This is a genomic window from Streptomyces sp. NPDC044061 (assembly GCF_056434305.1).
This window is the reverse complement of sequence record NZ_JBWKFL010000053.1, coordinates 25,045-46,261: the sequence shown is the minus strand read 5'-3', so window position 1 is coordinate 46,261 and position 21,217 is coordinate 25,045. Positions and strand designations below refer to the sequence as shown.

Below are 21,217 nucleotides of genomic sequence, written 5' to 3'. Positions count from 1 at the left end.
AGCGAACCCCGAACTCCTGACCGGCAGCGATGCCCCAACGTCACACCATCCAGCGATGACAAGACCGACGGAACGCCACATCCCGCACTCTGAGAACGGCTTGCGCGGCCTGAGCGGGCAGCACGGCGAGGAAGTCGATGTCCTTATCGGGCCTGACGTATCGCGGCGTCCGCGTTCGCCAGGGTCCGCTTGTCCTTCGGCATCATCAGCCACCACGCGTGCAGGCAGTTCCACATGGTGCGGGCGGCGTGCGCCTGGTCATCGGTGAGCTGGTTCTCGGCCAGGGACAGTGCCAGACGGGCGCGATGCCCGAACTGCCGCTTCTCCAACCCGAGTTCATTCATGACGATCACGATACTACAGTTGGTTTATGTCACCTCGCTGGAACCCGAACCCTGATGTCAGAACCGGCCGCCACGTCGTCCACAACCTGCACGTCCACTTGGTGTTCGTAACCAAGTACCGGAGTGAGGCGTTCACCGACGAGATGCTGACGCGCTGCGAGGAGATCATGCGGGAGGTGTGCGCAGACTTCGAAGCCGATCTCAAGCAGTTCAACGGCGAGCAGGACCACGTGCACCTCCTGGTGCACTACCCGCCGAAAGTCCAGCTCTCCAAACTGGTCAACAGCCTCAAGGGAGTCTCCGCCCGACTGCTGCGCAAGGAGTACGACGCCCACGTCCGTCGGTACCTATGGGGCGGACACTTCTGGTCCGGCTCCTACTTCGCCGGATCATGCGGCGGGGCACCACTGACCGCCGTCAAGCAGTACATCGAAAACCAGCAGCGACCCGCGTAGATGGCTGACCAAAACAGCTCTGACCCGTGCTTCAGTGCGAGTCAGAGCTGTTGTGAGACGGCCCTCACCCCCGCCCCGAAGGGCGGAGCACCGGCCAAGATCAGAGGCAGAGGAAGCGGCCAAGTCGGGCAGACGCCGTAGCTTTCGCCGCAGGAGCTGCAAGGGCTGTCGGTGACAACACGTAGTAGGCACCGGCGACCGATTCGGCAGCCAGAACTCGAGCGATCGGCTGCGCTGCGAGTTCTATGGCCGGACAGGCCGACGGCTTCACCTGGCAGGACGAGCAATCGCCCACTCTCGGAGCTTTATGGGTGTGCCCACGCGCCCTGGCCGTACCGGTGAGCGGCATCAGCACGACGTCGTATCCCTGCCCACTCCGGCGTCGGGCACGACCTCGTCGCCATCTCGATCGCCAGCTATTCCTGCGGCGCCATCACCAGAACTGTCGCCAATTCTTACATATGAAGGTCAGAAATTGTCGCTTTTCCTGACGCCTGGGGGGAACTTACCGTGAGCGCAACGACACTGAACGGAGGACGCCATGGCGCAGGCCCAGCTCCCCCTTGCCCATCGGGCATCCGACCTGATCGGGTCGATCATCGACTCTTCGACGTCTCTGCTCGCCCGCCAGACCCATGACATCGTCCGTTTCGCTATGGGCGCTCCCAGCGACGACCTCATGCCCGTGGAGCTCCTTGACCGCTACTCCGCGCATGCGGTGCCCAGCAAGTACAGCTATGGCGCGTCCGAAGGCGAGCCGGACCTGGTCGAGCAGATCATCAAGCTGCAGGCCGAGCAGGGCATCACCACCACCGCCGAGCGGATCACGGTGACCACCGGTGGTATGCAGGGCCTCGATCTGGCCTGCAAGCTCTTCGTCGACCCTGGTGACCTGGTCCTCGTCGAAGGTCCCACCTACACGAACGGCAATGCCACCGCTCTGTCCTACGGTGCCAATCTGCTCGAGGCTCCCCTGGACGATGACGGTCTCGTCGTGGAGGCGCTGCCCGACCTTGTCGCTCAGGCGGGCCGGGCTCCCAAGGCGATCTATACGATCCCGAACTTCCAGAATCCTTCCGGTGTCACCCTCTCGCAGCGACGCCGGGAGCTGCTCCTCGACCTCGCCACCCAGTGGGGTTCGGTCATCATCGATGATGACCCGTACGGTTTGCTGCGTTTCGAAAACGGCTCGATCCCGTCGCTGAGCGAGCTCGATCCTGGTAATCGGCTGGTCTTCTCGGTGCGGACGTTCTCCAAGATTCTTGCGCCCGGTCTGCGTATCGGCTGGGTCGATGCCGATCCCGGCCTGCAGTCTTTGCTGATCAATGCCAAGCAGGCCATGGACACCTGCACGAGTGTTCCCGCCCAGCGGACCGTTACTGACTTTCTTGCCGGCGACCACCTGCAGCCGCATCTCGACCGGGTGCGGGGCATCTACCGCGAGCGCAAGGACGCGATGCGCGCTGCCCTGCAGCGGCATTTCGGTGACACGGTTCGTGCCACCGATCCCGACGGCGGGTTCTTCCTGTGGGTCACCTTTGCTGACCGGCAGGTCGACACGCAGGAGCTGTTCGAGATTGCGCTGGCCGAAGGCGTCGCCTATATCCCCGGTCCGGCCTTCTCCACCGCCGGCAACTTCTACGACGCACTGCGTCTGTGCTTTGCCACTTCCACGCCCGAGCGCATCGACGAGGGCGTCGCCCGGCTCAAGCGCGCCGTCGACACGATAGGAAACGCACGATGACCCGTCGCACTGCCATCGTCACCGGTTCCACCTCCGGTATCGGCCATGACATCGCCCGCCGCCTGCACGCCGACGGCTTCAACGTTGTCATCACCGGCCGCGACGAACAACGCGGCCAGAAGGTGTGTGCAGAGCTCGGGGGTCCTGGGCGGCGTTGCGGTGGCGTCAGTTTCGTCCCGCTCGATCTGACCGCCGAGGGAGCGCCTGCCGCCCTGGCAGACGCGGCCGTGGAGGCCTTCGGGCGGCTCGACGTGGTCGTCAACAATGCCGCCCAGGACCACACCGGTGACCTGCTGGATGTCCCCCTGAAGGACATCCGGCAGGTCTTCGAGGTCAACACCCTTGCCGCCATTGCTGTCCTGCAGGAGGGCGCCAAGCGTATGGACCAGGGCGGTGCCATCATCAACATCAGCTCGCGCCTGGCCTCCATCGGCGTTCCCACGATGAGTATCTACAGCGCCACCAAGGGCGCGATCAATGCGATCACCACCGCCGCAGCTGTCGAGCTCGCCGACCGCAACATCCGCGTCAACGCCGTGGCACCCGGGATGACGCGTACCCCGTTGTATGACGCCTGGGTCAACGACCAGGCCGACCCCGAGCAGACCGCACGCGACGTCGTCGCCGACATCCCCCTCGGGCGCCTGGCCGCGCCTGCTGACGTCGCCGCGGCGGTCAGTTTCCTCGCTTCGGAGGAGGCGGCCTACATCACGGGCGTCTGCCTCCCGATCGACGGCGGCTACACCGCCCGCTGACCCACACGCTACGAAAGGACGCAGCCATGTCTGCCCACCCCACTGTCCTTGACGGACCCGCCCTGTGGTCCGCCCAGGCCCACATGCCCTCCGTCCTGGGACGGCAGATCGTCATCGAGCGCGGCGAGGGCTCCTACCTTCACACCACCGACGGCCGCCGCCTGTTCGACGGCACCGCGGGCCTGTGGCACGCCAACATCGGCCACGCCCATCCCGCACTGGCCGAGGCCGCGCACGCCCAGATGCTCAAGCTGGAGACCCACCACATCTTCGCCAGGTTCGCCAACAACCAGGCCCTCACCCTGGCCGAGCGTCTCGCAGGCCTGTCGCCCATTGACGATCCCAAGGTCATTCTCAACTCCGGTGGCTCCGATGCCATCGACGTTGCCTGTAAGCTCGCCCGCCGCCACTGGCAGCGTGAAGGCCGGGCCACCAAGACCTTCATCCTCAGCCGCGAGCACGCCTATCACGGCCTGCACGCCTACGGCACCAGCATCGCCGGCCTCGACTTCAACCGCGAAGGCTACGGCACCGACTCGCTCGTGCCCGAGACCGCACGCTTCCCCCTGCACGACGCCGACGCCATCGCGCGCACCATCGCCGAGGTGGGCGCGGAGAACATCGCCGCCATTGTCACCGAGCCGATCCAGGGCACTGGTGGGGTCAACCCGCCCGCCCCGGGTTACCTGGAAACGATCCAGCAGTTGTGCCGCGAGCACGACATCCTGTTCATCGTCGACGAGGTCATCACCGGCTTCGGCCGCACCGGCACCATGTTCGCCACCGAACGCTTTGGCCTCGAGCCCGATCTGATCACCTTCGCCAAGGGCGTCACCTCCGGCTACGCGCCCCTCGGCGGCGTGCTGGTCTCGCCCAGGATTTGGCAGCCGTTCTACGTCGACGACCCCGCCACCCCGATCTTCCGGCACGGCGCGACCTACGCCGGCCACGCCACCGCCTGCGCCGTGGCCATGGCCAACCTCGACGTCCTTCAGAACGACAACCTCCTGCCCCGCGTCGCCGAGCTCGAGGAGCTGCTGGACAGCCAGCTCAAGCAGCTCGCCACACGCCGACCCTCCGTCACCGACGTCCGGGTCAAGGGCTTCCTCGGCGGTGTCACCCTCACCGACGCCATCAAGGCCGAGGTCGCCGCCGACGCCCTCATCGAACTGGGCTTCATCTCCCGCCCGCTGCGCGGCAACACCCTGCAGATCAGCCCTCCCTTCATCACCACCGACGACGAGCTCACCCAGTTCGTCGACGCCATCGACCACGTCCTGTCCGAGGAGGAAGCCAAGTGACCACTGACCAGAGGGCCGAGACCCGCGCCCCGCTCGCCGAGGCCAACCCCGAGCGCGCGGCCGCCGCCGACGCGGTCGTGCGGAATCTGCAGCTGCCCAGCGGCTCCCGCCAGTTGGACGTTCTCAATCCCGCCACTGGAGAGGTCGTCGCCGCCCTGCCCGACGCCGACCCGGCCGATGCCCTTAACGCTGTGTCGTTGGCGGACGCCGCCGGCCGCGACTGGGCAGCCCGCACTCCGCGTCAGCGTGCCGACATTCTGCGCCACTGGTACGACCTGCTCATCGAGCATGCCGAGGACATCGCCCTGCTCATCACCCTCGAGATGGGCAAGCCGCTGGCCGAAGCGCGTGCCGAAGTCACCTACGGCAGCGACTTCGTCCGCTGGTACGCCGAAGAGGCCGTCCGCCCCGGCGGCAACCTCCGCGACGTCCCCGCCGGCGGCGCAACGCTCCTCACCCGGCGGGCCCCGGTGGGTCTTGCGGTGCTGATCACGCCGTGGAACTTCCCGCTGGCCATGGCGACCCGTAAGATCGCCCCCGCCCTGGCCGCCGGATGCCCCGTCGTGATCAAGCCTGCCACCCTCACCCCGCTGACCACCTACTACGCCGTCAACCTGGCGCGGCAGGCCGGCGTGCCCGACGATCTCATCCAGGTCGTCAGCACCACCAACGCCTCCGCCTTCAGCCAAGCAGTCCTCACGGATGAGCGCGTGCGCAAGGTCTCCTTCACCGGCTCCACCGGTGTCGGCAAGGTGCTGCTGCGCCTGGCCGCGGGGAATGTGCTGCGCTCGTCCATGGAGCTCGGCGGGAACGCACCCCTGATCGTGTTCGACGACGCCGACCTCGAGCGGGCCGTCAACGGCGCCTACGCCGCGAAGATGCGCAACGGCGGGCAGTCGTGCATCGCCGCCAACCGCATCTACGTGCAAGACGGCATCGCCGACGCCTTCGTCGAAGGACTCACCGAGAAGCTAGCCGCGGCCGTCACGGGTGACGGCCTCGGCGACGACGTCGCCCTCGGCCCGCTCATCGACGACCGTGCCGTGGCCAGCATGCAGCAACTCGTCGACGACGCCACCGCCCTGGGCGCCACCGTGCGCACCGGCGGACAGGCCATCGCCAGTGGCGGTCACTTCTTCCAGGCGACCGTGCTCGACCACGTCCCCGCGAAGGCCGAGATCGCCAGCAGCGAGATCTTCGGTCCGATCGCGGCCATCCAGCGCTTCAGCACCCAGACCGAGGCGCTGCAACGGGCGAACGCGACCGAATTCGGGCTCGCCGGCTACGTGTTCACCGAGAACCTCGACCGCGCCCTCAACGTCGCCGACGCCCTCGAGACCGGCCTCGTCGGAATCAACCAGGGCGTCCCCTCCAACGCCGCCGCACCCTTCGGCGGACTCAAGCAGTCCGGCCTCGGCCGCGAAGGCAGCGCCGAAGGACTCGAGGAATACCAGGAGATCCGCTTCTACAACGTCGCCCGCCGCAGCACCCACTGACTCACCACCTAAAGGGACAGCTATTATGCGTATCTCAACCGTCAAGGAAATCAAGACCAAGGAAGCCCGGGTCGGCATCACCCCCGCCGGCGTCGCCGTGCTGGTCCAGGACGGCCACACCGTCTTCGTCGAGCGTGACGCGGGCACCGTCGCCGGCTTCACCGACGAAGAGTACGAGCTGGCCGGCGCCAAGCTCGTCGACCAGGCCGAGGCGTGGGCCAACGCCGAGCTGCTGGTCAAGGTCAAGGAGCCCATCGCCACCGAGTACCAGTACCTGCGCGACGATCTCACCCTGTTCACCTACCTGCACCTGGCCGCGGACCGCCCCCTCACCGAGGCCCTGCTCGAGGCGAAGACGCTCGGCATCGCCTACGAGACCGTGCAGAACAACACCGGACTGCCGCTGCTCACCCCGATGAGCGAGATAGCCGGCCGCCTCGCAGCACACGCCGCCGCCACCTACCTCACCGCCGCCGAGGGCGGGCCCGGCCGGCTCCTGGGCGGCTCCCCCGGCGTCGCACCGTGCCGCGTCGTGGTCATCGGCGGCGGCGTCGTCGGCACCCAGGCCGCACTCCTCGCGCTCGGCATGCAAGCCGAGGTCACCGTCCTGGACACCTCCGCCACCCGCATCCGCGAGCTCGACACCCTCTTCGGTGGCCGTGCCCGGGTCGTCATGAGCGATCCCGCAACCCTGGCCCGCGAACTCGCCACCGCCGACGTGGTCATCGGCGCCGTGCTCGTCCCCGGCAAGGCCGCCCCCAAGGTCGTCCGCCGCGATCTGCTCGCCCAACTGCCCGCCGGCGCCCTCCTCATCGACGTCGCCATCGACCAAGGCGGCGCCTTCGAAACGTCCCGGCCCACCACCTACGCCGACCCGATCTACGAAGTCGACGGCATACGCCACTACTGCGTCGCCAACATGCCCGGCGGAGTACCGCAAACCTCCACCCGCGCACTGACCAACGCGACCTTCCCCTACCTGCGCCGTCTCGCCAGCCTTGGTCCGGAGCAGGCCATCGGACAGGACGCCGTCCTCGCCCTCGGCGTCAACACCCGCGCCGGAGCAATCACCCACCCCGGTGTCGCCGAAGCCTTCCCCGACCTGCCGCACGCCCTGTAGCACCTGCGGGTCGCACCGTCGAGCGGTTCAAAACGCTACCGGCCGGTCCCGCATCGTCGCCTTTGACTACGGCCATCACGGCGGCATCTGCGTGGCCATGGGCGTTTCTGGGGTGTACGTCGACAGCCGCGCCGAGCCGGACGCGGCTGTAGCGGTCATGCCTTTCCCAGCCCCGTACCGACCACCACAGCCACGTCTGCACCGCGGCGGGGCGCGCCGTCCTGGGCACCCTTGTCGAGGAGTAGATCCCCAACGAAGCGGCAGAACGGGGGCTGCAACTGGCCACCCTGTTGCGTCTGTACGCTGACAGCGGCCGACCATGCAACGCCTTCATCGGCGAAGTGGGCGGCCGCGCATGTCGACCGACATCGACCTCGTAACCCATCAGACCGAGCGGACACGCGCAGCCGATCTGGCCCGCACAGTCGTCTACCGCGCGTGGCAAACTAAGGTCTGTTCCGGAACCTGCTGGTCACGGGTGAGATGATCTTGCTGTGCTGGTGTGATCACGGCGTCGGAGTCCTCCTGGTTAGCCCCGTTCACCGGGCTGAGCCCGCGCCAGTTCGGCAAGCTGATCACCGCTTCGCGGCGTGAAGGAGTGGATCCGGTGCGCAAGGGCCGGCCCTGGAGCCTGCCGCTGGGGGACCGCGTGCTCCTGATCGCCGTGTACTGGCGTACGAATCCGACCCTGCGCCAACTGGCACCCCTGTTCCGGGCGTCGAGGTCGTCCGCCGACCCGCGTCATCGACCACCTCGGGCCCGCGCTCGCGCTCCAGCAGCGCAAGCGGTTCCGCATGGACACCGCGCTGATCATGGACGGCACCCTGGTCCCCACCCGTGACCACACCATCGCCGAGTAGTCCAAGAACTACAGGTACACCACCAACCACCAGGTCGTCATCGACGCCGACACCCGGCTCCTCGTCGCGGTCGGCCGACCAGTCGCCGGCGACCGCAACGCCTGCGAGGCGTGGGAGCTGTCCGGCGCGAAAGACGCCGTCGGCAAGACCACGGTCATCGCACATGGCGGCTACAGGGCATCGGCCTGGTCATCCCGCACCGTCGCGAGAAGAGCCAGGCCGAACTCCCGGCCTGGAAGGAGGGACACAACGCCTCCCACCGCAAAGTCCGTGCCCCGCGTTGAGCACCTCTTCGCCCAGATGAAGGGCTGGAAGATTCTTCGAGACTGCCGGCTGAAAGGCGACGGCGTTCACCACGCCATGCTCGGCATCGCCCGCCTGCACAACCGAAGTCGACTGGGCCGGGAATGACCAGCCGGGTCCTCTCGCCGCTCTGCCCACCGCCCGGCCCGGCAAGGCGGCTCGAGGACACCGCCTTCCCTCTGCCACGTAGGGTTAGAAGGGCTCTGGCGTTCCATGGAGCTTGCTCGTGCGGGCCAATATGCGGGATGGCAGGCGTGCATCGGGGTGATGCACGCCTGCGGACTCGACGCTCACCCTCGCAGCGCTGACTTGTCTGCTGCGACTCGTCGCGGCCATGGGGCCCGGCGCCGGTTGTCGCTGTCCTGCACCTGAGGGAGCAGAGGGTGTCGTCTGGACCAAGGGCGGCTGCTCGACGGGCACTGTTTGTATCAGGTGCTCCCCCCGGTCACCGATCAGCGGTTACGGACTGAAGTGGGTGCTCTGCTTCTCTTCCCTCAACCCTCCTGGACTGTTATAACTACTACATCTTACATCGATTACTGCCAGATTCGTAATAGACGTTACGCACGTTCTCGCTGAGCAGGCCGCGCGGATGAGTCGTCCCCTATGTGCGGGAGTGAACGGGATGAGCAGAGCTTTCTCTTCCGACGCCAGCAATATCAGCTGTCAACCAAGGGAGCGGCGATGATGCCCCTGGGCCTCGCTCCCCGACGGGTGGCCGACCAGCCGGTGAGCCTGCGTTCCGTCGTCGGTTTCCTGGTCTTCGTTGAGCTCATCAGCGGCGTGGTCCAGGGCTACTACCCACCGCTTGTCGCCAGCGTGGGCGCCACATTGCATGTCGGTGCGGGCCCGTTGAACTGGGTCAACAGCGTCGAACTGCTGACTGCGGCGGTGTCAGTGCCGATCTTCTCCGCGCTAGGGGATCGGTACGGGCATCGCCGACTGCTGAGCATAGCGGTCTGGAGTGTCGCCACGGGCACGGTACTGGTGTGCTTGGCCCCCTCGTACCCGGTGTTTCTGCTCGGCCGCGCCGTGCAGGGACCGATTGCGGCGTGGATAGCCCTGGAGATCGCCCTGGTGCGAAACAGAGCCACGGGCTCACACGCAAACCGCGCAATCGGCCTGCTGGTCAGCGCACTCACCGGCGGTTACCTTGTCGGCAGCCTGGTCAGTGGGCCGATCGAATCTGCACTCGACGAAGTGCGGCTGGCGATGATCGTCCCGGCAGCGCTGACCATTCTCTGCGGCCTAGGGACGAAGTTTCTCGTCCCGGAGTCCACGACACGAACCACTAGCACGATCGACTGGGTCGGCGCCATCGGACTATCCATCGCGCTGACCTCCGTGCTGCTGGGCCTGTTTCAGGCACGCGCTGGTTGGACCAACTTCACCACCTGGGGCACCCTGGCGATCGGGCTCGTGGTGCTCGCGGCCTGGGTCGTGTGGGAGCGGCGGGCCATTGGACCGCTGGTGGATATTCGCCTTCTCACCAGTAGGACGATGTGGCCAGCGATGGCGACCTCACTACTGTTCGGCCTGGTCCTCTTCGGCAGCCAGGTACCAATGGTCACCTTCCTCACGGCCAAACCGCAGGCGGTCGGTTATGGGTTCGGGTTGTCCGCTTCTTCGATTTCCTTCGTGGTGGCCGTCAACGTCCTTGCACAGGTGGTCGGATCACTCCTCTACGCGCACGTTGCCAGCAAGACCGGGATGCCTGGCGTACTCCTGATCGGAATGAGCCTTGAGGCTGCTGGATTCGGAAGCATGGCGCTGTGGCACGACGCGCTAGGGATGATCGTGGGCGCGTTGGCGCTGACTGGGCTCGGTGTGGGACTGCTGCTCGCCGGCCTGCCCGCCTATATTTCGGGAGCGGCACCGCACGACCGGGTCGGCATCGCCTCCGGAACCTACAGCACGGTGAAAGTGCTGGGCGGTTCCATCTCGACGGCCGCCTTTGGCGCCCTGCTATCCAGCTTCACCCAGGCCCGCACCGCGGCCCCGTCAGTAACAGGTTATTCCACCGTTTGGTTCGCCTGCGGCGGGAGCGCACTGGCCGGACTCCTGGCCCTGGCACTGGCCCGCTACATACGGCGCCCCCGCTCTGCAAATTGACCGCTGAGACGACCCCATTTCAGACCCTATTCCCCATCGAGTCACGAGAAAGTCAGGAAACGTGAGCACCGACGGACCCATTCGGTTGATCAACGCGAGGATCATCGACGGCAGGGGCGGCGCCCCGGTGGACAACGGCGAGATCGTAGCCGAGAACGGGCGGCTGACCTACGTCGGCCCCCTCCGCGAGGACACCACTGGAATCCCACCGGTCCGGACGATCGACGCGGGCGGACGCACCGTCATGCCCGGCTTCTTCGACGCACACGTGCACGTCACTGTCGAAGTAGAGGACAGCCCGATGGACGTCATCTCCGACACCGGAAGCTATGCGACCCTCAAAACGGCCCGGCGACTACGCCAGACACTCGACGCGGGCGTCACCACCATTCGCGACCTCGGTGGACTCGACCACGGCATGAAGCGGGCCCTCGACGACGGGCTGATCATCGGCCCCCGGGCCCGTATCGCTGTCCACCACATCTCGCCGACAGGGGGACACGCCGACTACACACTTCCCAACGGGCAGCTGATGCCGCTGGTGAATGTTCCGAGCTTCGCGGTGGCCGACACCGACGACGAGATGCTCATCCTCGTGCGTACTCTTATCCGCTCTGGTGCCGACGTCATCAAGGTCGCCACCACCGGTGGAGTGTGCAGCCCCACTGACCACCCAGACGATCAGGGGGTGCCCGAGCATCAGATCGCATTGATCCGCGCCGAGCTCGAGCGCCATTCCCGGCCACGCCAAATCGCCGCACACGCGCAGGGCGCTGCCGGGATCCTGGCTGCGGTTCGGGGCGGCGTCGACAGCGTCGAACACGGAGCCTTCATAGACGACGAAGGCATCGGACTAATGATCGAAAAGGGCACCTACCTGGTCCCGACCCTCAGCTCAGCCCAGATCCCGGATCCGGCGGCCGTCCCTCCGCACCATTACGACAAGATCGTGCGGTTGATGGAAACCGCCAAGAAGAACATCTCAAATGCCATCCAGGCCGGGGTCAAGATCGCGCTGGGCACTGACTCCGCAGTCTGCCCGCACGGACAAAACCTGCTCGAACTGTCACACATGGTTGAACTGGGGATGTCACCCGCCGACGCCATCATCGCCGGCACAGCCAACGCTGCCCGACTTCTGGGACTCGCCGACGAACTAGGCACCCTCGAAGCCGGCAAGATCGCCGACCTAGTAGCCGTATCGGCCGACCCACTGACCAACATAGCCGCCATCGGCGACTCCGACGCCATCGAACTCGTCATCAAGGACGGCGCCATCGTCAAGGACCTCATCAGTGCTGCCAAAAACGTCATCACTGTGCCCAGCCAGACCGCTTGAAACCCTCCCCCTTAGACCATCCCTGACCGCTAACTCGAATTAGCGCTGCTATGCCATGGACGTCATCTACATCACGACGCTTACTCACTCTGGTACCCATGACCGCCGTCACAATCCGGGGACTTAGCGCGTGAGATCCCTAGCCAGCGACGGAAGCGCGTCGTCGAGACTGGCGAGTCCGAGCAGATGTGCTCGGACCCATCGGACAATTATCCCGTCGCGTCTCACGCGCTGCTCATCCAGGCGCCTGTTCACCGATACGAAGGAGCCGCAATGCGGGTCGCCTTGTTCTTGACTTGTGTTAACGACACGTTCTATCCCGGCACCGGGAAAGCGGTGGTGAAACTACTGGCCAGACTAGGTGTGAAAGTCGACTTTCCGATGGGCCAAACCTGCTGCGGGCAGGCGCACTACAACACTGGCTATCGACATCAGGCCGAGCCGCTCGCCCGCCACTTCGCTGAAGTCTTCGCCGACTACGACGCGATCGTGACACCGTCCGGGTCATGCGGCGCGATGGTACGGGAACTGTATCCACGTATGGGCGAACGCGCCCAGGCCGAGGGACGCGGCAACACCCTCGCCGACAAGCTCGGACTAGTAGTGCCCAAAACCTATGAACTCACCGAATTCCTGGTGGATGTACTCGGCGTGACGGACGTGGGTGCGTATTACCCGCACACGGTCACATACCATCCGACCTGCCACGGATTGCGCGGCCTAAGTCTGGGGGACCGCCCGTACCGGCTTCTCAAGGCGGTAAAGAGTTTGGAGCTGACGGAGTTGCCTGGCGAGCAAGAGTGCTGCGGATTCGGCGGGACGTTCGCCGTGAAGAACTCGGATGTCTCGGCGTCGATGGGCGCCGACAAGATCCACGCTGCTTCCTCGACGAGGGCCAAGGTCCTGTGCGCCGCAGACAACTCGTGCCTGATGCACCTCGGCGGGATGATGTCCCGCCTCAAGGTGGACCTGCGGCCGGTCCATATCGCCGAGATCTTGGCGAGCACAGAAGAGGAGGCCTCGGCATGAGCGGTACGTTTCTGGGGATGCCCGCGTTTCCGGACGCAGCGCGAGACGCCTTGCGTGACGAGCGGTTGCGCGGCAACCTGCGATATGCCACGCACGCCATCCGCGATAAGCGTGCCAAGGCGGTAGCGGAGCTTTCCGATTGGGCAGAGCTACGCGAGGCTGGCAAGCAGATCAAGGAGTACACCCTGCGGCATCTGGACCGCTACCTGGTTCAGTTGGAAGAGCGGGTCACAGAGGCCGGGGGCACCGTGCACTGGGCTGTGGACGCAGCCGAGGCGAACCAGATCGTTACCGAGCTGGTCAAGGCGACCGGTGAACGAGATGTCGTCAAGGTCAAGTCGATGGCCACCCAAGAGATAGCCCTCAACGAAGCCCTTGAGGCCGAAGGCATCTGCGCATTCGAGACGGACCTCGCCGAACTCATCGTGCAACTCGGTGAGGACCGGCCCTCACACATCCTCGTCCCAGCGATCCACCGCAACCGGGGCGAAATTCGTGACATCTTCCTGTCACGGATGGACTCGTGGGGCCGCCCAGCACCATCCGGTCTCACCGACGAGCCGGCCGACCTTGCCGAGGCCGCCCGCCTACACCTACGAGAGAAGTTCTTGGAGGCGAAAGTAGGCATCTGCGGCGCCAACTTCATGGTCGCCGAGAGCGGCACCATAGTCGTCGTCGAGTCCGAGGGCAACGGGCGGATGTGCCTGACCCTGCCCGAGACGCTGATCTGTGTAGCCGGCATTGAGAAGGTGGTGCCCACCTGGAAAGACCTTGAAGTCTTCCTGCAGACACTGCCCCGCTCCTCCACCGCGGAGCGGATGAACCCGTATACCTCGATGTGGGCCGGCATCACTGACCAGGACGGACCCCAGCACTTCCATCTCGTCCTCCTTGACAACGGCCGCACCGACACCCTTGCCGATACCGTCGGCCGCCAGGCATTGCGCTGCATCCGCTGCTCGGCATGCCTCAACGTCTGCCCGGTCTACGAGCGGGCCGGCGGGCACGCCTACGGCTCGGTGTACCCCGGCCCCATCGGCGCCATCCTTAGTCCCCAACTGCGCGGCACTACAAGTGAGATCGACGCCTCGCTCCCCTACGCCTCCTCATTGTGCGGCGCATGCCTGGAGGTATGCCCGGTGGCCATCGACATCCCTGAAGTCCTGGTGCACCTGCGCGAACGCGTGTCCCAGGGCGGGCAGGTTACAAAGCAGGGCGTCAGAACGGTGATCAAGCCCGCCCGGGGACATGCCGCCGAACGGGCCGCGATGCGCATAGCGCGGCGGGCCCTTACCCACCCAGGCGTCCTGTCCGCCGCCCAGCACATCGTCTCCCGCACCCGGCGCCTCCACCCCAGCCGGCTGCCCGGTCCTGGCCATGCCTGGACCGACAGCCGCGATGTGCCAGACATCCCCACGGAGCCATTCCGGGCATGGTGGCGACGCACCCAAGCACGAAAGGACGACGGCAAGTGAGCAGCCGAGATTTGGTCCTCGGACGCGTCCGCCAGGCCCTCGCGGACGTCGCCGCTGATGGCATCGCTTACGAACAGGCCATCGCACGCAACTACCTAGGTGAGCACGGCAACCGCACCACCGAACAGACGACGGAACTGCTGGCAGAGAACCTCAACCACTACCAGGCAGCCGTGCATCGCTCGAGTACCAGCGAGCTACCGGCGACCATCCGACACCTGCTCGCCAGGCGGGGTGCACGGCAGGTCATCTTGCCGCCAGACATCCCACCCGCCTGGATGCCAGCCGCCAACTTCATACAAATCCACGACCAGGGCACCAGCACCAGTCAGGAGCTGGACAAAGTCGACAGTGTCGTCACCGGCTGTGCACTCGCCATCGCCGAGACGGGCACCATCGTCCTGGACGGCGGCGCCAGCCAAGGACACCGCCGTATCACTCTCATTCCCGATCACCACGTTTGCATCGTGCGCGTTCCGGAGCAGGTCGTGGCCTCCGTTCCGCAGGCCCTCCAACGTCTGGACCCTACGCACCCGCTGACATGGATCTCCGGGCCGTCCGCTACCAGTGACATCGAACTGAACCGCGTCGAGGGCGTTCACGGACCGCGCTCCCTCGACGTGGTACTCCTCAGCGATCCCAGCGACAAACCCTGACGTCAAAGGACTATGAACCGTTCCGGGTTTGATCGAGACTCTAGGCTGTGACTGTGACCTGACTCTATGAGGGCCGGGCCCCCTTCCCTGCACAGCCCGGTGGATTCTGGTTCCGGGTCCCGTACGTGCTCGGAGAGGAGGCCCTCAATGTCGGTCTACGTCGGCATTGACGTGCACCGCAAGCGCTCGCAGATCGCGGTCGTTGATCACGGCGGTGCGGTGCAGGTGAATCGGAACGTGCCCAACGGGGTCGGGACGGTGCTCTCGGTGATCGGGGATCTTCCGATCGGAGCCCCGGTGGCCTTCGAGGCCGCCTACGGCTGGGGCTGGCTGGTGGAACTGCTGGAGGACTACGGTTTCGAGCCGCACCTGGTGCACCCGCTGCGGTGCAAGGCCATCGCCTCCGCCCGGCTGAAGAACGACAAGGTCGACGCGGCGACCCTCGCCCAGCTACTGCGTGCGGATCTGCTGCCGGAAGCGTGGATCGCCCCGCTTCAGGTGCGCCAGCAACGGGCTCTGCTGCGCCACCGCTGCCAGCTGGTGCGTCTGCGCACGCTGCTGCGCAACCGTGTCCATGCCGTCCTGGCGGACCACGGCTGTGACCGTCCCGGCGGCTACTTCACCGCTCCGGGCCGGGCCTGGCTCGACGGCCTGGACCTGCCGGACGCCTCGCGTCGCGTCGTCGACGATCTCCTGGTCCTGATGGACGCGCTCAAAGAGCCGATCGACGCCCTGGACCAGCAGCTGGTCGCGCACGCCCGTGGTGATCCGCGGGTCAAGACCCTCACCCGGCTGCCGGGGGTGGGCACGCTCACCGCCCTGGTGATCGTGGCCGAGATCGGTGACATCAGCCGCTTCCCCTCCGCCCGCAAGCTCACCGCGTGGGCGGGGCTCACCCCGACGGTGCGCAGCTCGGACATGACCGTCCGGCACGGACACATCTCCAAGCAGGGTTCGGACTGGCTGCGGTGGATCTTGTGTGAGGCCGCCCAGACCGCGAAGCGGTCTCCGGAGTTCGCCGCCTCCTACCAGTGCCTCGCCCGGCGCCGGGGCAAGAAGATCGCCACCACCGCGATCGCCCGCCGCCTGCTGGCCCGCGCCTACCATCTGCTGCGCGCGGTCCAGGCCCCACCCGACCGGCAGGGGACTCGATGACAGCAGCCGACGACAACCGCCAGGGGCGGTCGCAGACCCCGGGTGAGCTCGCAAAACCCCATGAGACGGGCTGTCGCCCGTGCTCGATGACCTGACTGAGCAGCCCGGATCCCCGAACCACGGTCATGGCGCCGGCCCGCCCGGCCAGACGCCGAATGGGTGGATGTGAGCCCACTCCGCCAGGCCATCAGAACATCGGGGACGTCAACGACCTAATCCCTGAACATCGGTGACGCTTCCTCGCTCCCGATTCAGGGCTCTGCACGTCAACCCTGCCAGACGAGCACGAGGAAGACCCACAAGGAAAGCGCCTCGGCGAAGAACAAAAGGCCGCAGGTCGGGGCCACTTCTACGCTTGACAGGCCCGGCCCTCATGGGTGGGGATTTGCGTTCCGCTGGTAGTAGGCGACTTCGTACTCTACGGGCGGGGCGTGGCCGATCTCACCGTGCAGGCGGCGGTGGTTGAACCAGTCGACCCATTCGGCGGTGGCCAACTCGACCTCCAGGGCCGCTGGGGCTTGATCAGCTCAGTTTTGAACAAGCCGATCGTCGATTCCATCAAGGCATTGTAGGCATCGCCGACCGAACCGATGGATGCTGCGATGTCCGCCGCACCCAGGCGCTCGGCGAGCTTGATAAACGTGTATTGGGTGGATTCAACCGGTCGTCGCAACACCTTGAACTTGGAGGTGTTGATGGCCAGGCCAGCGGGGCGGATGAAGGCGTTGACGGGCAGGGCGCCGATGAAGTCGCCGAGGAAACCGTCGTTTCGCCGCGCTATGGAACGGTTGTTCTGGCGGGAGATCGCCAAAGGGCTCACGAGCGAGAAGCCGCGATCGCAGGCGGCGCGTCGCAGGCGGCCGGCAGTCGCTGGTTCCGCGAGCGTGGCGGCATGCCGACCTTCATGCTCGCCCCGCTCGCGGGCCGCTATCCGTCGTTTGAGGAACGAGAAGAGATCGCCTTGATGCAGACGCAGGGAGCTGGAGTTCGGGAGATCGCCCGCCGGCTCGGTCGCGACGCGGCGACCATCTCGCGGGAGTTGCGACGCAACGCGGCCACTCTGGGCCGGGAAGCTCGAGTACCGGGCTTCGGTAGCGCAATGGAAGGCGAAGCGTATGACGCGACGCCCCAAGACCGCGAAGCTTCTGAGGTTGTCGTGTAGGGGTGACGGCTAGTCAGTTCGGTGCTATGCCCTGGATATGAGGTACGCCGACGGTGGTGGCCTGACCGCGGTTGAGCGCGATGCCCGGGAGCGGGTGCGGTTCGAGGCTGCTGGATTGTTCGAGCAAGGGGTGGCGCCGCCGGTGGTGGCGGTGCGGTTGCGGGTTTCGCGTAAGAGCGCGTATGCGTGGCACGCGGTGTGGCGCGAGGGCGGGGCGGAGGCGCTGCGGTCGAAGGGACACAGCGGTCCGCCCTCGCGGATGAAGCCGGCCTGGCGCGAGTGGCTGGCCACGGCCTTGGTGGAGGGGCCGGCTGCGCATGGCTGGGTGGAGGACCAGCGCTGGACCCTGGCGCGGGTCGCGACGCTGATCGCGCGCCGGTTCCACGTGCGATTCAGCATCAAGCAGGTCTCGCGGATCCTGCACCAGATGGGGTTCAGCGTGCAGGTCCCGCAGCACCGGGCCGCCGAACGCGACCAGGACGCGGTGGTCACCTGGGTGCGGGAGGTGTGGCCGGTCGTGGAAGAACAGTGAGGGACCAGGACGCATGGTTGTGCTTCGAGGACGAGGCCGGCCAGGCGCTGCGCCCGCCGAAGGCGCGTACCTGGTCCCGCCGCGGCACCACCCCGGTCGTCGCCGTCTCAGGCAAGGGATCCGGCCGGGTCAGCCTCGCCGGCCTGGTCCGCACCCGGCCCCATCACCGCACCCGGCTGATCTACCGGATGCTGGTCCACCACAACCGCAAGGGCGAGAAGAAGGGCTTCAAGGAACACGACTTCGCCGCCCTGCTGGACGCCGCCCACCAGCAGCTCGGCTCAAGCATCGTGCTCGTCTGGGACAACGCCACCCAGCACAAGGACACCCTCATGCGCGAGCTGCTCCAGGCACGCAGCAGCTGGCTGACCGTGTTCCGCCTGCCACCGTATGCGCCCGACCTCAACCCCGCCGAGGGCGCCTGGGCGCACTTGAAGAAGTCCCTGGCCAACCTCGCCGCCTGCACCACCGACCAACTCGCCGCGCTCGCCCGCACCCGCCTGAAGAAGATGCAGTACCGACCCGGCCTCCTCGACGGCTTCATCGCCGAGACCGGCCTGACCATCAACCCCCGACCCTCACCCTGACCCGACAACCTCAGTTGCCGTCAACGAACGGCTCCGCGAGTACGTCCAAGAGCGGCTCTCCGGCAAGGTCCGCCCGCCCAACAGGACACCGCTGCCGGGCCCTGACGCCGCACCCTGGAAGGGCCGTAACAAGCCGCGACACCAAGACCACAGGCGGGCCACGGCATGGCGCCCGGAGCAGATCTCGAACCGGCTGAAGTCCAACGTCCCCGATGATGAGTCCATGCGCATCTCGCACGAGGGGATCTACCAGGGCCTGTTCATCCAAAGCCGCGGAGCGCTCGAGCGCGAGCTGGCCACCTGCCTCGCACCGGGCGCGCTCTGCGTGTTCCGCGGGCACGCTCCCGTCAGAATGCCAGCGGTCACGTCACATCCGACGTGATGATCAGCGAGCGGCCTGCCGAGGCGGAGGACCGCGCGGTCCCGAGCCACTGGGAAGGCGACCTCATCACCGCAACTCGCCGGTCCGCGATCGGCACCCTCGTGGAGCGCACGACGCGGTTCACCATGCTGCTGCACCTGCCGCGGATGGACGGCTACGGTGTCGAGCCACGGGTCAAGAACGGCCCGGCACTGGCCGGCCGCGGCGCCCAGGCCATGAAAGACGCGATCATCGGCACGATCACCACACTGCCCGAGCAACTGCGCCGCTCGCTTGATCTGGGACCGCGGCAAGGAGCTGACCCAGCACGTCCAACTCCGTATCGACACCGGCCTGCAGGTCTACTTCGCCGACCCGCACAGCCCCTGGCAACGGGGCACCAACGAGAACACGAACGGACTCCTCCGCCAGTACTTTCCAAAGGGCACGGACCTGTCGCGGTGGGAAGCCGACGAGCTCGAGGCCGTTGCTCTGACACTCAACAGCAGGACCCGCAAAACACTCGGCTGGAAGACACCAGCCGAAGCCCTGAACGAGCATCTACTATCGGTCCAAGAATCCGGTGTTGCGACGACCGGTTGAGTCCAGGTTGCGAACCGGCGTCGGAGTGATGTATCAGCTCACCGGCGACATGGCGGTGGCCCTCGCGGTCGCGTTGCCGCAGCCCCATCTCCAGTGCGTCCAGCACCAGTTGGGTCTCCTTGCTGGTGGCAGCGGACCATCCGACGATGCGGCGGGAGCAGGTGTCGACGACGAAGGCGACATAGACGGTGCCGGCCCAGGCCGCGATGTACGTGAAATCGACCACCCGGCACCGGTTCGGGGCCGCAGCCACGAGGTCGCGGTCAAGAATGTCCGGTGCCCGCTCGGCCACCTGGTCCTGGATCGTCGTGATGACCCTCTTGCCGCGGACCGCCCCGGTGATACCCAGTTGATCAGACCCAACAACTACCGGGATGCCGGAAGGCGCGACTACGCCGGCTCGCACGACTGTCTGCCCATCGTGCAACTGGCCACATATACACCGGACCTGTATCTGGTAGAAGCGTTTGGTCGTTGTTGCGACACGGCCCACTGGCCAACACCGCCTTCACCGACGACGACCATCTTGAACGCACCCTCCGCCGAGGCCTGTGTCGCATCCAGTTACACCCCGACCTCATCGACGGCTGTCTTGCCGGCACGGGACTCGCTCGCACACACCAACCGACAACAATCCGAGGAGGTCAGTGACACCGGCATCCTTGATAGCTACAGCCCCGGCCGGACTGACAGCTCAGTGAGATCGGCATCGCGAGGGAGATCGAGTGCCGTGAGGATAGCCGTCGCCACCGACTCCGGCGTGATCCACGCATCGGAGTCGAAATCGCGGCCCTCCTGAGCTCGGACTTTGGCCTGCATCGGCGTCGCAGTCCGACCTGGGTAGACCGTTGTCACGCGGACCCCCTCCCCGTACTCCTCCAGGCGGAGTGAATCTGCCAGCGCACGGAGACCGAACTTCGAGGCCGCGTAAACGCCCCACTGAGCGTAGGCCTGGAGCCCCGCGCTGGAATTCACAAACACTACGCGGCCGCAGCCAGCTCTCAGTTCTGGCAGGAACAGTCGCGTCACCTCAGCTGGCGCGATGAGGTTGACGGCCAGAGTGTCGTTCCAGACCTTGGCATCCATGTCGCCAAGACGTCCCAGCTCAACCATCCCGGCTACGTGTAGTAGGGAGTCTAGGTGACCCGGTTTGGGCTGTTGGCTAACGGCCCCGGACAGCTCGCTGGTCCTGCCAAGGTCGCCGACCAACGTGTGCGCGTCGGGGAAGCGTTCGCGCAGCTCTTCGGCGCGGCGTGTGTCCCGCGCCATCAGCCATAGCTCATCGCCACGCTGAGCCAGCCGCTCCGCAACCGCGGCGCCGATCCCTGAGCCCGCTCCAGTGATCAGGTGAATGCCCATGTTCTTTCCCTGTCTTGGTGTATGTGTGGTCAAGGAGGTGCTCGTGACAGGCCCTTGATACAGGTCATCAAGTGAGGAGGTGTGGCCGCCGAGGGGGCTCGCGTCTCTGGGCCCTGTCCCGGGCGATGCCCTTGTCGGCGCCCTCCCATTTATCGTGCGCTTATCGGTGTGCAGCACGATGTAACTGACTGGGGCTGCCTCTTCTATTGCCTCACCATCGTCGAGGTGTGTCCCGGTGGTGTCCTGGCGTAAGCCCGAGCAATGGTGGGACCCTGCTGACCAATATGAGCCGCCTCGCTCTGAGAGGCAGAGGTGAAGCTCTCTCGCAGGATTCGAAGGCGCAGGCGTACCCCAGTGCCGGAATCGGCTGAGTGTCGAGGCATCGCACCCAGCCGCTCGCCAGTGCGCGGTTGTGGCTCGAGGCTGAGTGTCTGTCAGTGTTTCGTTCCTGTGGGACGCCCCGCTGGAG

At 66.2% G+C, this 21,217-nt stretch carries 18 protein-coding genes and 4 pseudogenes; 18 read left to right on the top strand and 4 right to left on the bottom strand.

Features of this window, described 5'->3' with window-relative positions; all coding sequences use genetic code 11:
• Window positions 1-88: 88 nt before the first annotated feature.
• Window positions 89-344: pseudogene (locus AC07CM_RS43610) on the bottom strand (RNA-guided endonuclease TnpB family protein); the annotation flags it as partial.
• Between the two features lie 26 nt (window positions 345-370).
• Here AC07CM_RS43610 and tnpA point away from each other — a divergent pair.
• From tnpA to AC07CM_RS43540, 14 genes are all read left to right on the top strand, one after another.
• Window positions 371-799, top strand: a complete 429-nt coding sequence (gene tnpA / locus AC07CM_RS43605; protein ID WP_478882105.1) for an IS200/IS605 family transposase — start codon at window positions 371-373, stop codon at window positions 797-799.
• Window positions 800-1,340: 541 nt separating this feature from the next.
• Window positions 1,341-2,543 carry an aminotransferase-like domain-containing protein gene (locus tag AC07CM_RS43600; RefSeq protein WP_478882104.1) on the top strand — a complete coding sequence of 401 codons (1,203 nt, stop codon included), beginning with the start codon at window positions 1,341-1,343 and terminating at the stop codon, window positions 2,541-2,543.
• Entirely contained in the window at window positions 2,540-3,298 is a 759-nt protein-coding gene (locus tag AC07CM_RS43595) for an SDR family NAD(P)-dependent oxidoreductase (RefSeq protein WP_478882103.1), read from the top strand. The genes AC07CM_RS43600 and AC07CM_RS43595 overlap by 4 nt, the downstream gene beginning before the upstream one ends.
• A 26-nt stretch (window positions 3,299-3,324) precedes the next feature.
• Window positions 3,325-4,599 (top strand): aminotransferase family protein, encoded by a 1,275-nt coding sequence (locus tag AC07CM_RS43590; RefSeq protein WP_478882102.1) that lies wholly within the window; start codon window positions 3,325-3,327, stop codon window positions 4,597-4,599.
• Complete coding sequence (locus AC07CM_RS43585) at window positions 4,596-6,095, top strand: NAD-dependent succinate-semialdehyde dehydrogenase (protein ID WP_478882101.1); 1,500 nt, start codon at window positions 4,596-4,598, stop codon at window positions 6,093-6,095. Before AC07CM_RS43590 ends, AC07CM_RS43585 begins: the two co-directional genes overlap by 4 nt.
• 25 nt (window positions 6,096-6,120) lie before the next feature.
• Window positions 6,121-7,215: an alanine dehydrogenase gene (gene ald, locus AC07CM_RS43580; protein WP_478882100.1), complete on the top strand. Its 1,095-nt coding sequence runs from the start codon at window positions 6,121-6,123 to the stop codon at window positions 7,213-7,215.
• 502 nt (window positions 7,216-7,717) lie between these two features.
• The gene (locus AC07CM_RS43575; RefSeq protein WP_478882099.1) at window positions 7,718-8,056 is read left to right on the top strand and encodes a helix-turn-helix domain-containing protein; all 339 of its coding nucleotides are present in this window, start codon (window positions 7,718-7,720) and stop codon (window positions 8,054-8,056) included.
• Window positions 8,057-8,114: 58 nt separating this feature from the next.
• Window positions 8,115-8,486, top strand: coding sequence for a hypothetical protein (locus AC07CM_RS43570; protein ID WP_478882107.1), 372 nt, complete (start codon window positions 8,115-8,117; stop codon window positions 8,484-8,486).
• Window positions 8,487-9,062: 576 nt separating this feature from the next.
• Window positions 9,063-10,490, top strand: a complete 1,428-nt coding sequence (locus AC07CM_RS43565; RefSeq protein WP_478882098.1) for an MFS transporter — start codon at window positions 9,063-9,065, stop codon at window positions 10,488-10,490.
• A 61-nt stretch (window positions 10,491-10,551) separates the two neighbouring features.
• Window positions 10,552-11,829 (top strand): metal-dependent hydrolase family protein, encoded by a 1,278-nt coding sequence (locus tag AC07CM_RS43560; protein ID WP_478882097.1) that lies wholly within the window; start codon window positions 10,552-10,554, stop codon window positions 11,827-11,829.
• 273 nt (window positions 11,830-12,102) lie between these two features.
• Entirely contained in the window at window positions 12,103-12,858 is a 756-nt protein-coding gene (locus tag AC07CM_RS43555; protein WP_478882096.1) for a (Fe-S)-binding protein, read from the top strand.
• A complete protein-coding gene (locus AC07CM_RS43550; RefSeq protein ID WP_478882095.1) occupies window positions 12,855-14,333 on the top strand; it encodes a lactate utilization protein B in 1,479 nt (492 codons plus the stop codon). Before AC07CM_RS43555 ends, AC07CM_RS43550 begins: the two co-directional genes overlap by 4 nt.
• Window positions 14,330-14,989, top strand: a complete 660-nt coding sequence (locus AC07CM_RS43545) for a LutC/YkgG family protein (RefSeq protein WP_478882094.1) — start codon at window positions 14,330-14,332, stop codon at window positions 14,987-14,989. Before AC07CM_RS43550 ends, AC07CM_RS43545 begins: the two co-directional genes overlap by 4 nt.
• A gap of 147 nt (window positions 14,990-15,136) precedes the next feature.
• A complete protein-coding gene (locus AC07CM_RS43540; protein ID WP_478882093.1) occupies window positions 15,137-16,144 on the top strand; it encodes an IS110 family RNA-guided transposase in 1,008 nt (335 codons plus the stop codon).
• Between the two features lie 371 nt (window positions 16,145-16,515).
• Here AC07CM_RS43540 and AC07CM_RS43535 read toward each other — a convergent pair whose 3' ends face one another.
• Window positions 16,516-16,638: a hypothetical protein gene (locus tag AC07CM_RS43535; protein WP_478882092.1), complete on the bottom strand. Its 123-nt coding sequence runs from the start codon at window positions 16,636-16,638 to the stop codon at window positions 16,516-16,518.
• Window positions 16,639-16,860: 222 nt separating this feature from the next.
• Here AC07CM_RS43535 and AC07CM_RS43530 point away from each other — a divergent pair.
• The 3 genes and pseudogenes from AC07CM_RS43530 to AC07CM_RS43520 form a co-directional block, all read left to right on the top strand.
• Window positions 16,861-17,292 (top strand): annotated as a pseudogene (locus tag AC07CM_RS43530) (helix-turn-helix domain-containing protein); the annotation flags it as partial.
• Between the two features lie 51 nt (window positions 17,293-17,343).
• Window positions 17,344-18,425, top strand: a protein-coding gene (locus AC07CM_RS43525) for an IS630 family transposase (RefSeq protein ID WP_478882091.1) whose coding sequence is annotated in 2 segments (ribosomal slippage) — window positions 17,344-17,836 and window positions 17,836-18,425 — 1,083 coding nt in all. Because the reading frame shifts where the segments join, the coding sequence is not laid out codon by codon here.
• A 4-nt stretch (window positions 18,426-18,429) separates the two neighbouring features.
• A pseudogene (locus AC07CM_RS43520) lies at window positions 18,430-19,389 on the top strand (IS30 family transposase); the annotation flags it as partial.
• Here AC07CM_RS43520 and AC07CM_RS43515 read toward each other — a convergent pair.
• Window positions 19,286-19,642 carry a DDE-type integrase/transposase/recombinase gene (locus AC07CM_RS43515; protein WP_478882106.1) on the bottom strand — a complete coding sequence of 119 codons (357 nt, stop codon included), beginning with the start codon at window positions 19,640-19,642 and terminating at the stop codon, window positions 19,286-19,288. The pseudogene AC07CM_RS43520 and the gene AC07CM_RS43515 overlap by 104 nt on opposite strands.
• 96 nt (window positions 19,643-19,738) lie before the next feature.
• Here AC07CM_RS43515 and AC07CM_RS43510 point away from each other — a divergent pair.
• Window positions 19,739-20,040, top strand: a pseudogene (locus AC07CM_RS43510) (IS630 family transposase); the annotation flags it as partial.
• A gap of 18 nt (window positions 20,041-20,058) precedes the next feature.
• On the opposite strand, the gene AC07CM_RS43505 reads toward AC07CM_RS43510, so the two are convergent.
• Window positions 20,059-20,748 carry an SDR family oxidoreductase gene (locus tag AC07CM_RS43505; protein ID WP_478882090.1) on the bottom strand — a complete coding sequence of 230 codons (690 nt, stop codon included), beginning with the start codon at window positions 20,746-20,748 and terminating at the stop codon, window positions 20,059-20,061.
• Between the last annotated feature and the right edge of the window lie 469 nt (window positions 20,749-21,217).

Excerpts from the sequence above, each read along its gene's own strand:
- tnpA (WP_478882105.1), top strand. The coding sequence starts at position 371 with ATGTCACCTCGCTGGAACCCGAACCCTGATGTCAGAACCGGCCGCCAC.
- AC07CM_RS43600 (WP_478882104.1), top strand. The coding sequence starts at position 1,341 with ATGGCGCAGGCCCAGCTCCCCCTTGCCCATCGGGCATCCGACCTGATC.
- AC07CM_RS43595 (WP_478882103.1), top strand. The coding sequence starts at position 2,540 with ATGACCCGTCGCACTGCCATCGTCACCGGTTCCACCTCCGGTATCGGC.
- AC07CM_RS43590 (WP_478882102.1), top strand. The coding sequence starts at position 3,325 with ATGTCTGCCCACCCCACTGTCCTTGACGGACCCGCCCTGTGGTCCGCC.
- ald (WP_478882100.1), top strand. The coding sequence starts at position 6,121 with ATGCGTATCTCAACCGTCAAGGAAATCAAGACCAAGGAAGCCCGGGTC.
- AC07CM_RS43565 (WP_478882098.1), top strand. The coding sequence starts at position 9,063 with ATGATGCCCCTGGGCCTCGCTCCCCGACGGGTGGCCGACCAGCCGGTG.
- AC07CM_RS43555 (WP_478882096.1), top strand. The coding sequence starts at position 12,103 with ATGCGGGTCGCCTTGTTCTTGACTTGTGTTAACGACACGTTCTATCCC.
- AC07CM_RS43550 (WP_478882095.1), top strand. The coding sequence starts at position 12,855 with ATGAGCGGTACGTTTCTGGGGATGCCCGCGTTTCCGGACGCAGCGCGA.
- AC07CM_RS43540 (WP_478882093.1), top strand. The coding sequence starts at position 15,137 with ATGTCGGTCTACGTCGGCATTGACGTGCACCGCAAGCGCTCGCAGATC.
- AC07CM_RS43505 (WP_478882090.1), bottom strand. The coding sequence starts at position 20,748 with ATGGGCATTCACCTGATCACTGGAGCGGGCTCAGGGATCGGCGCCGCG.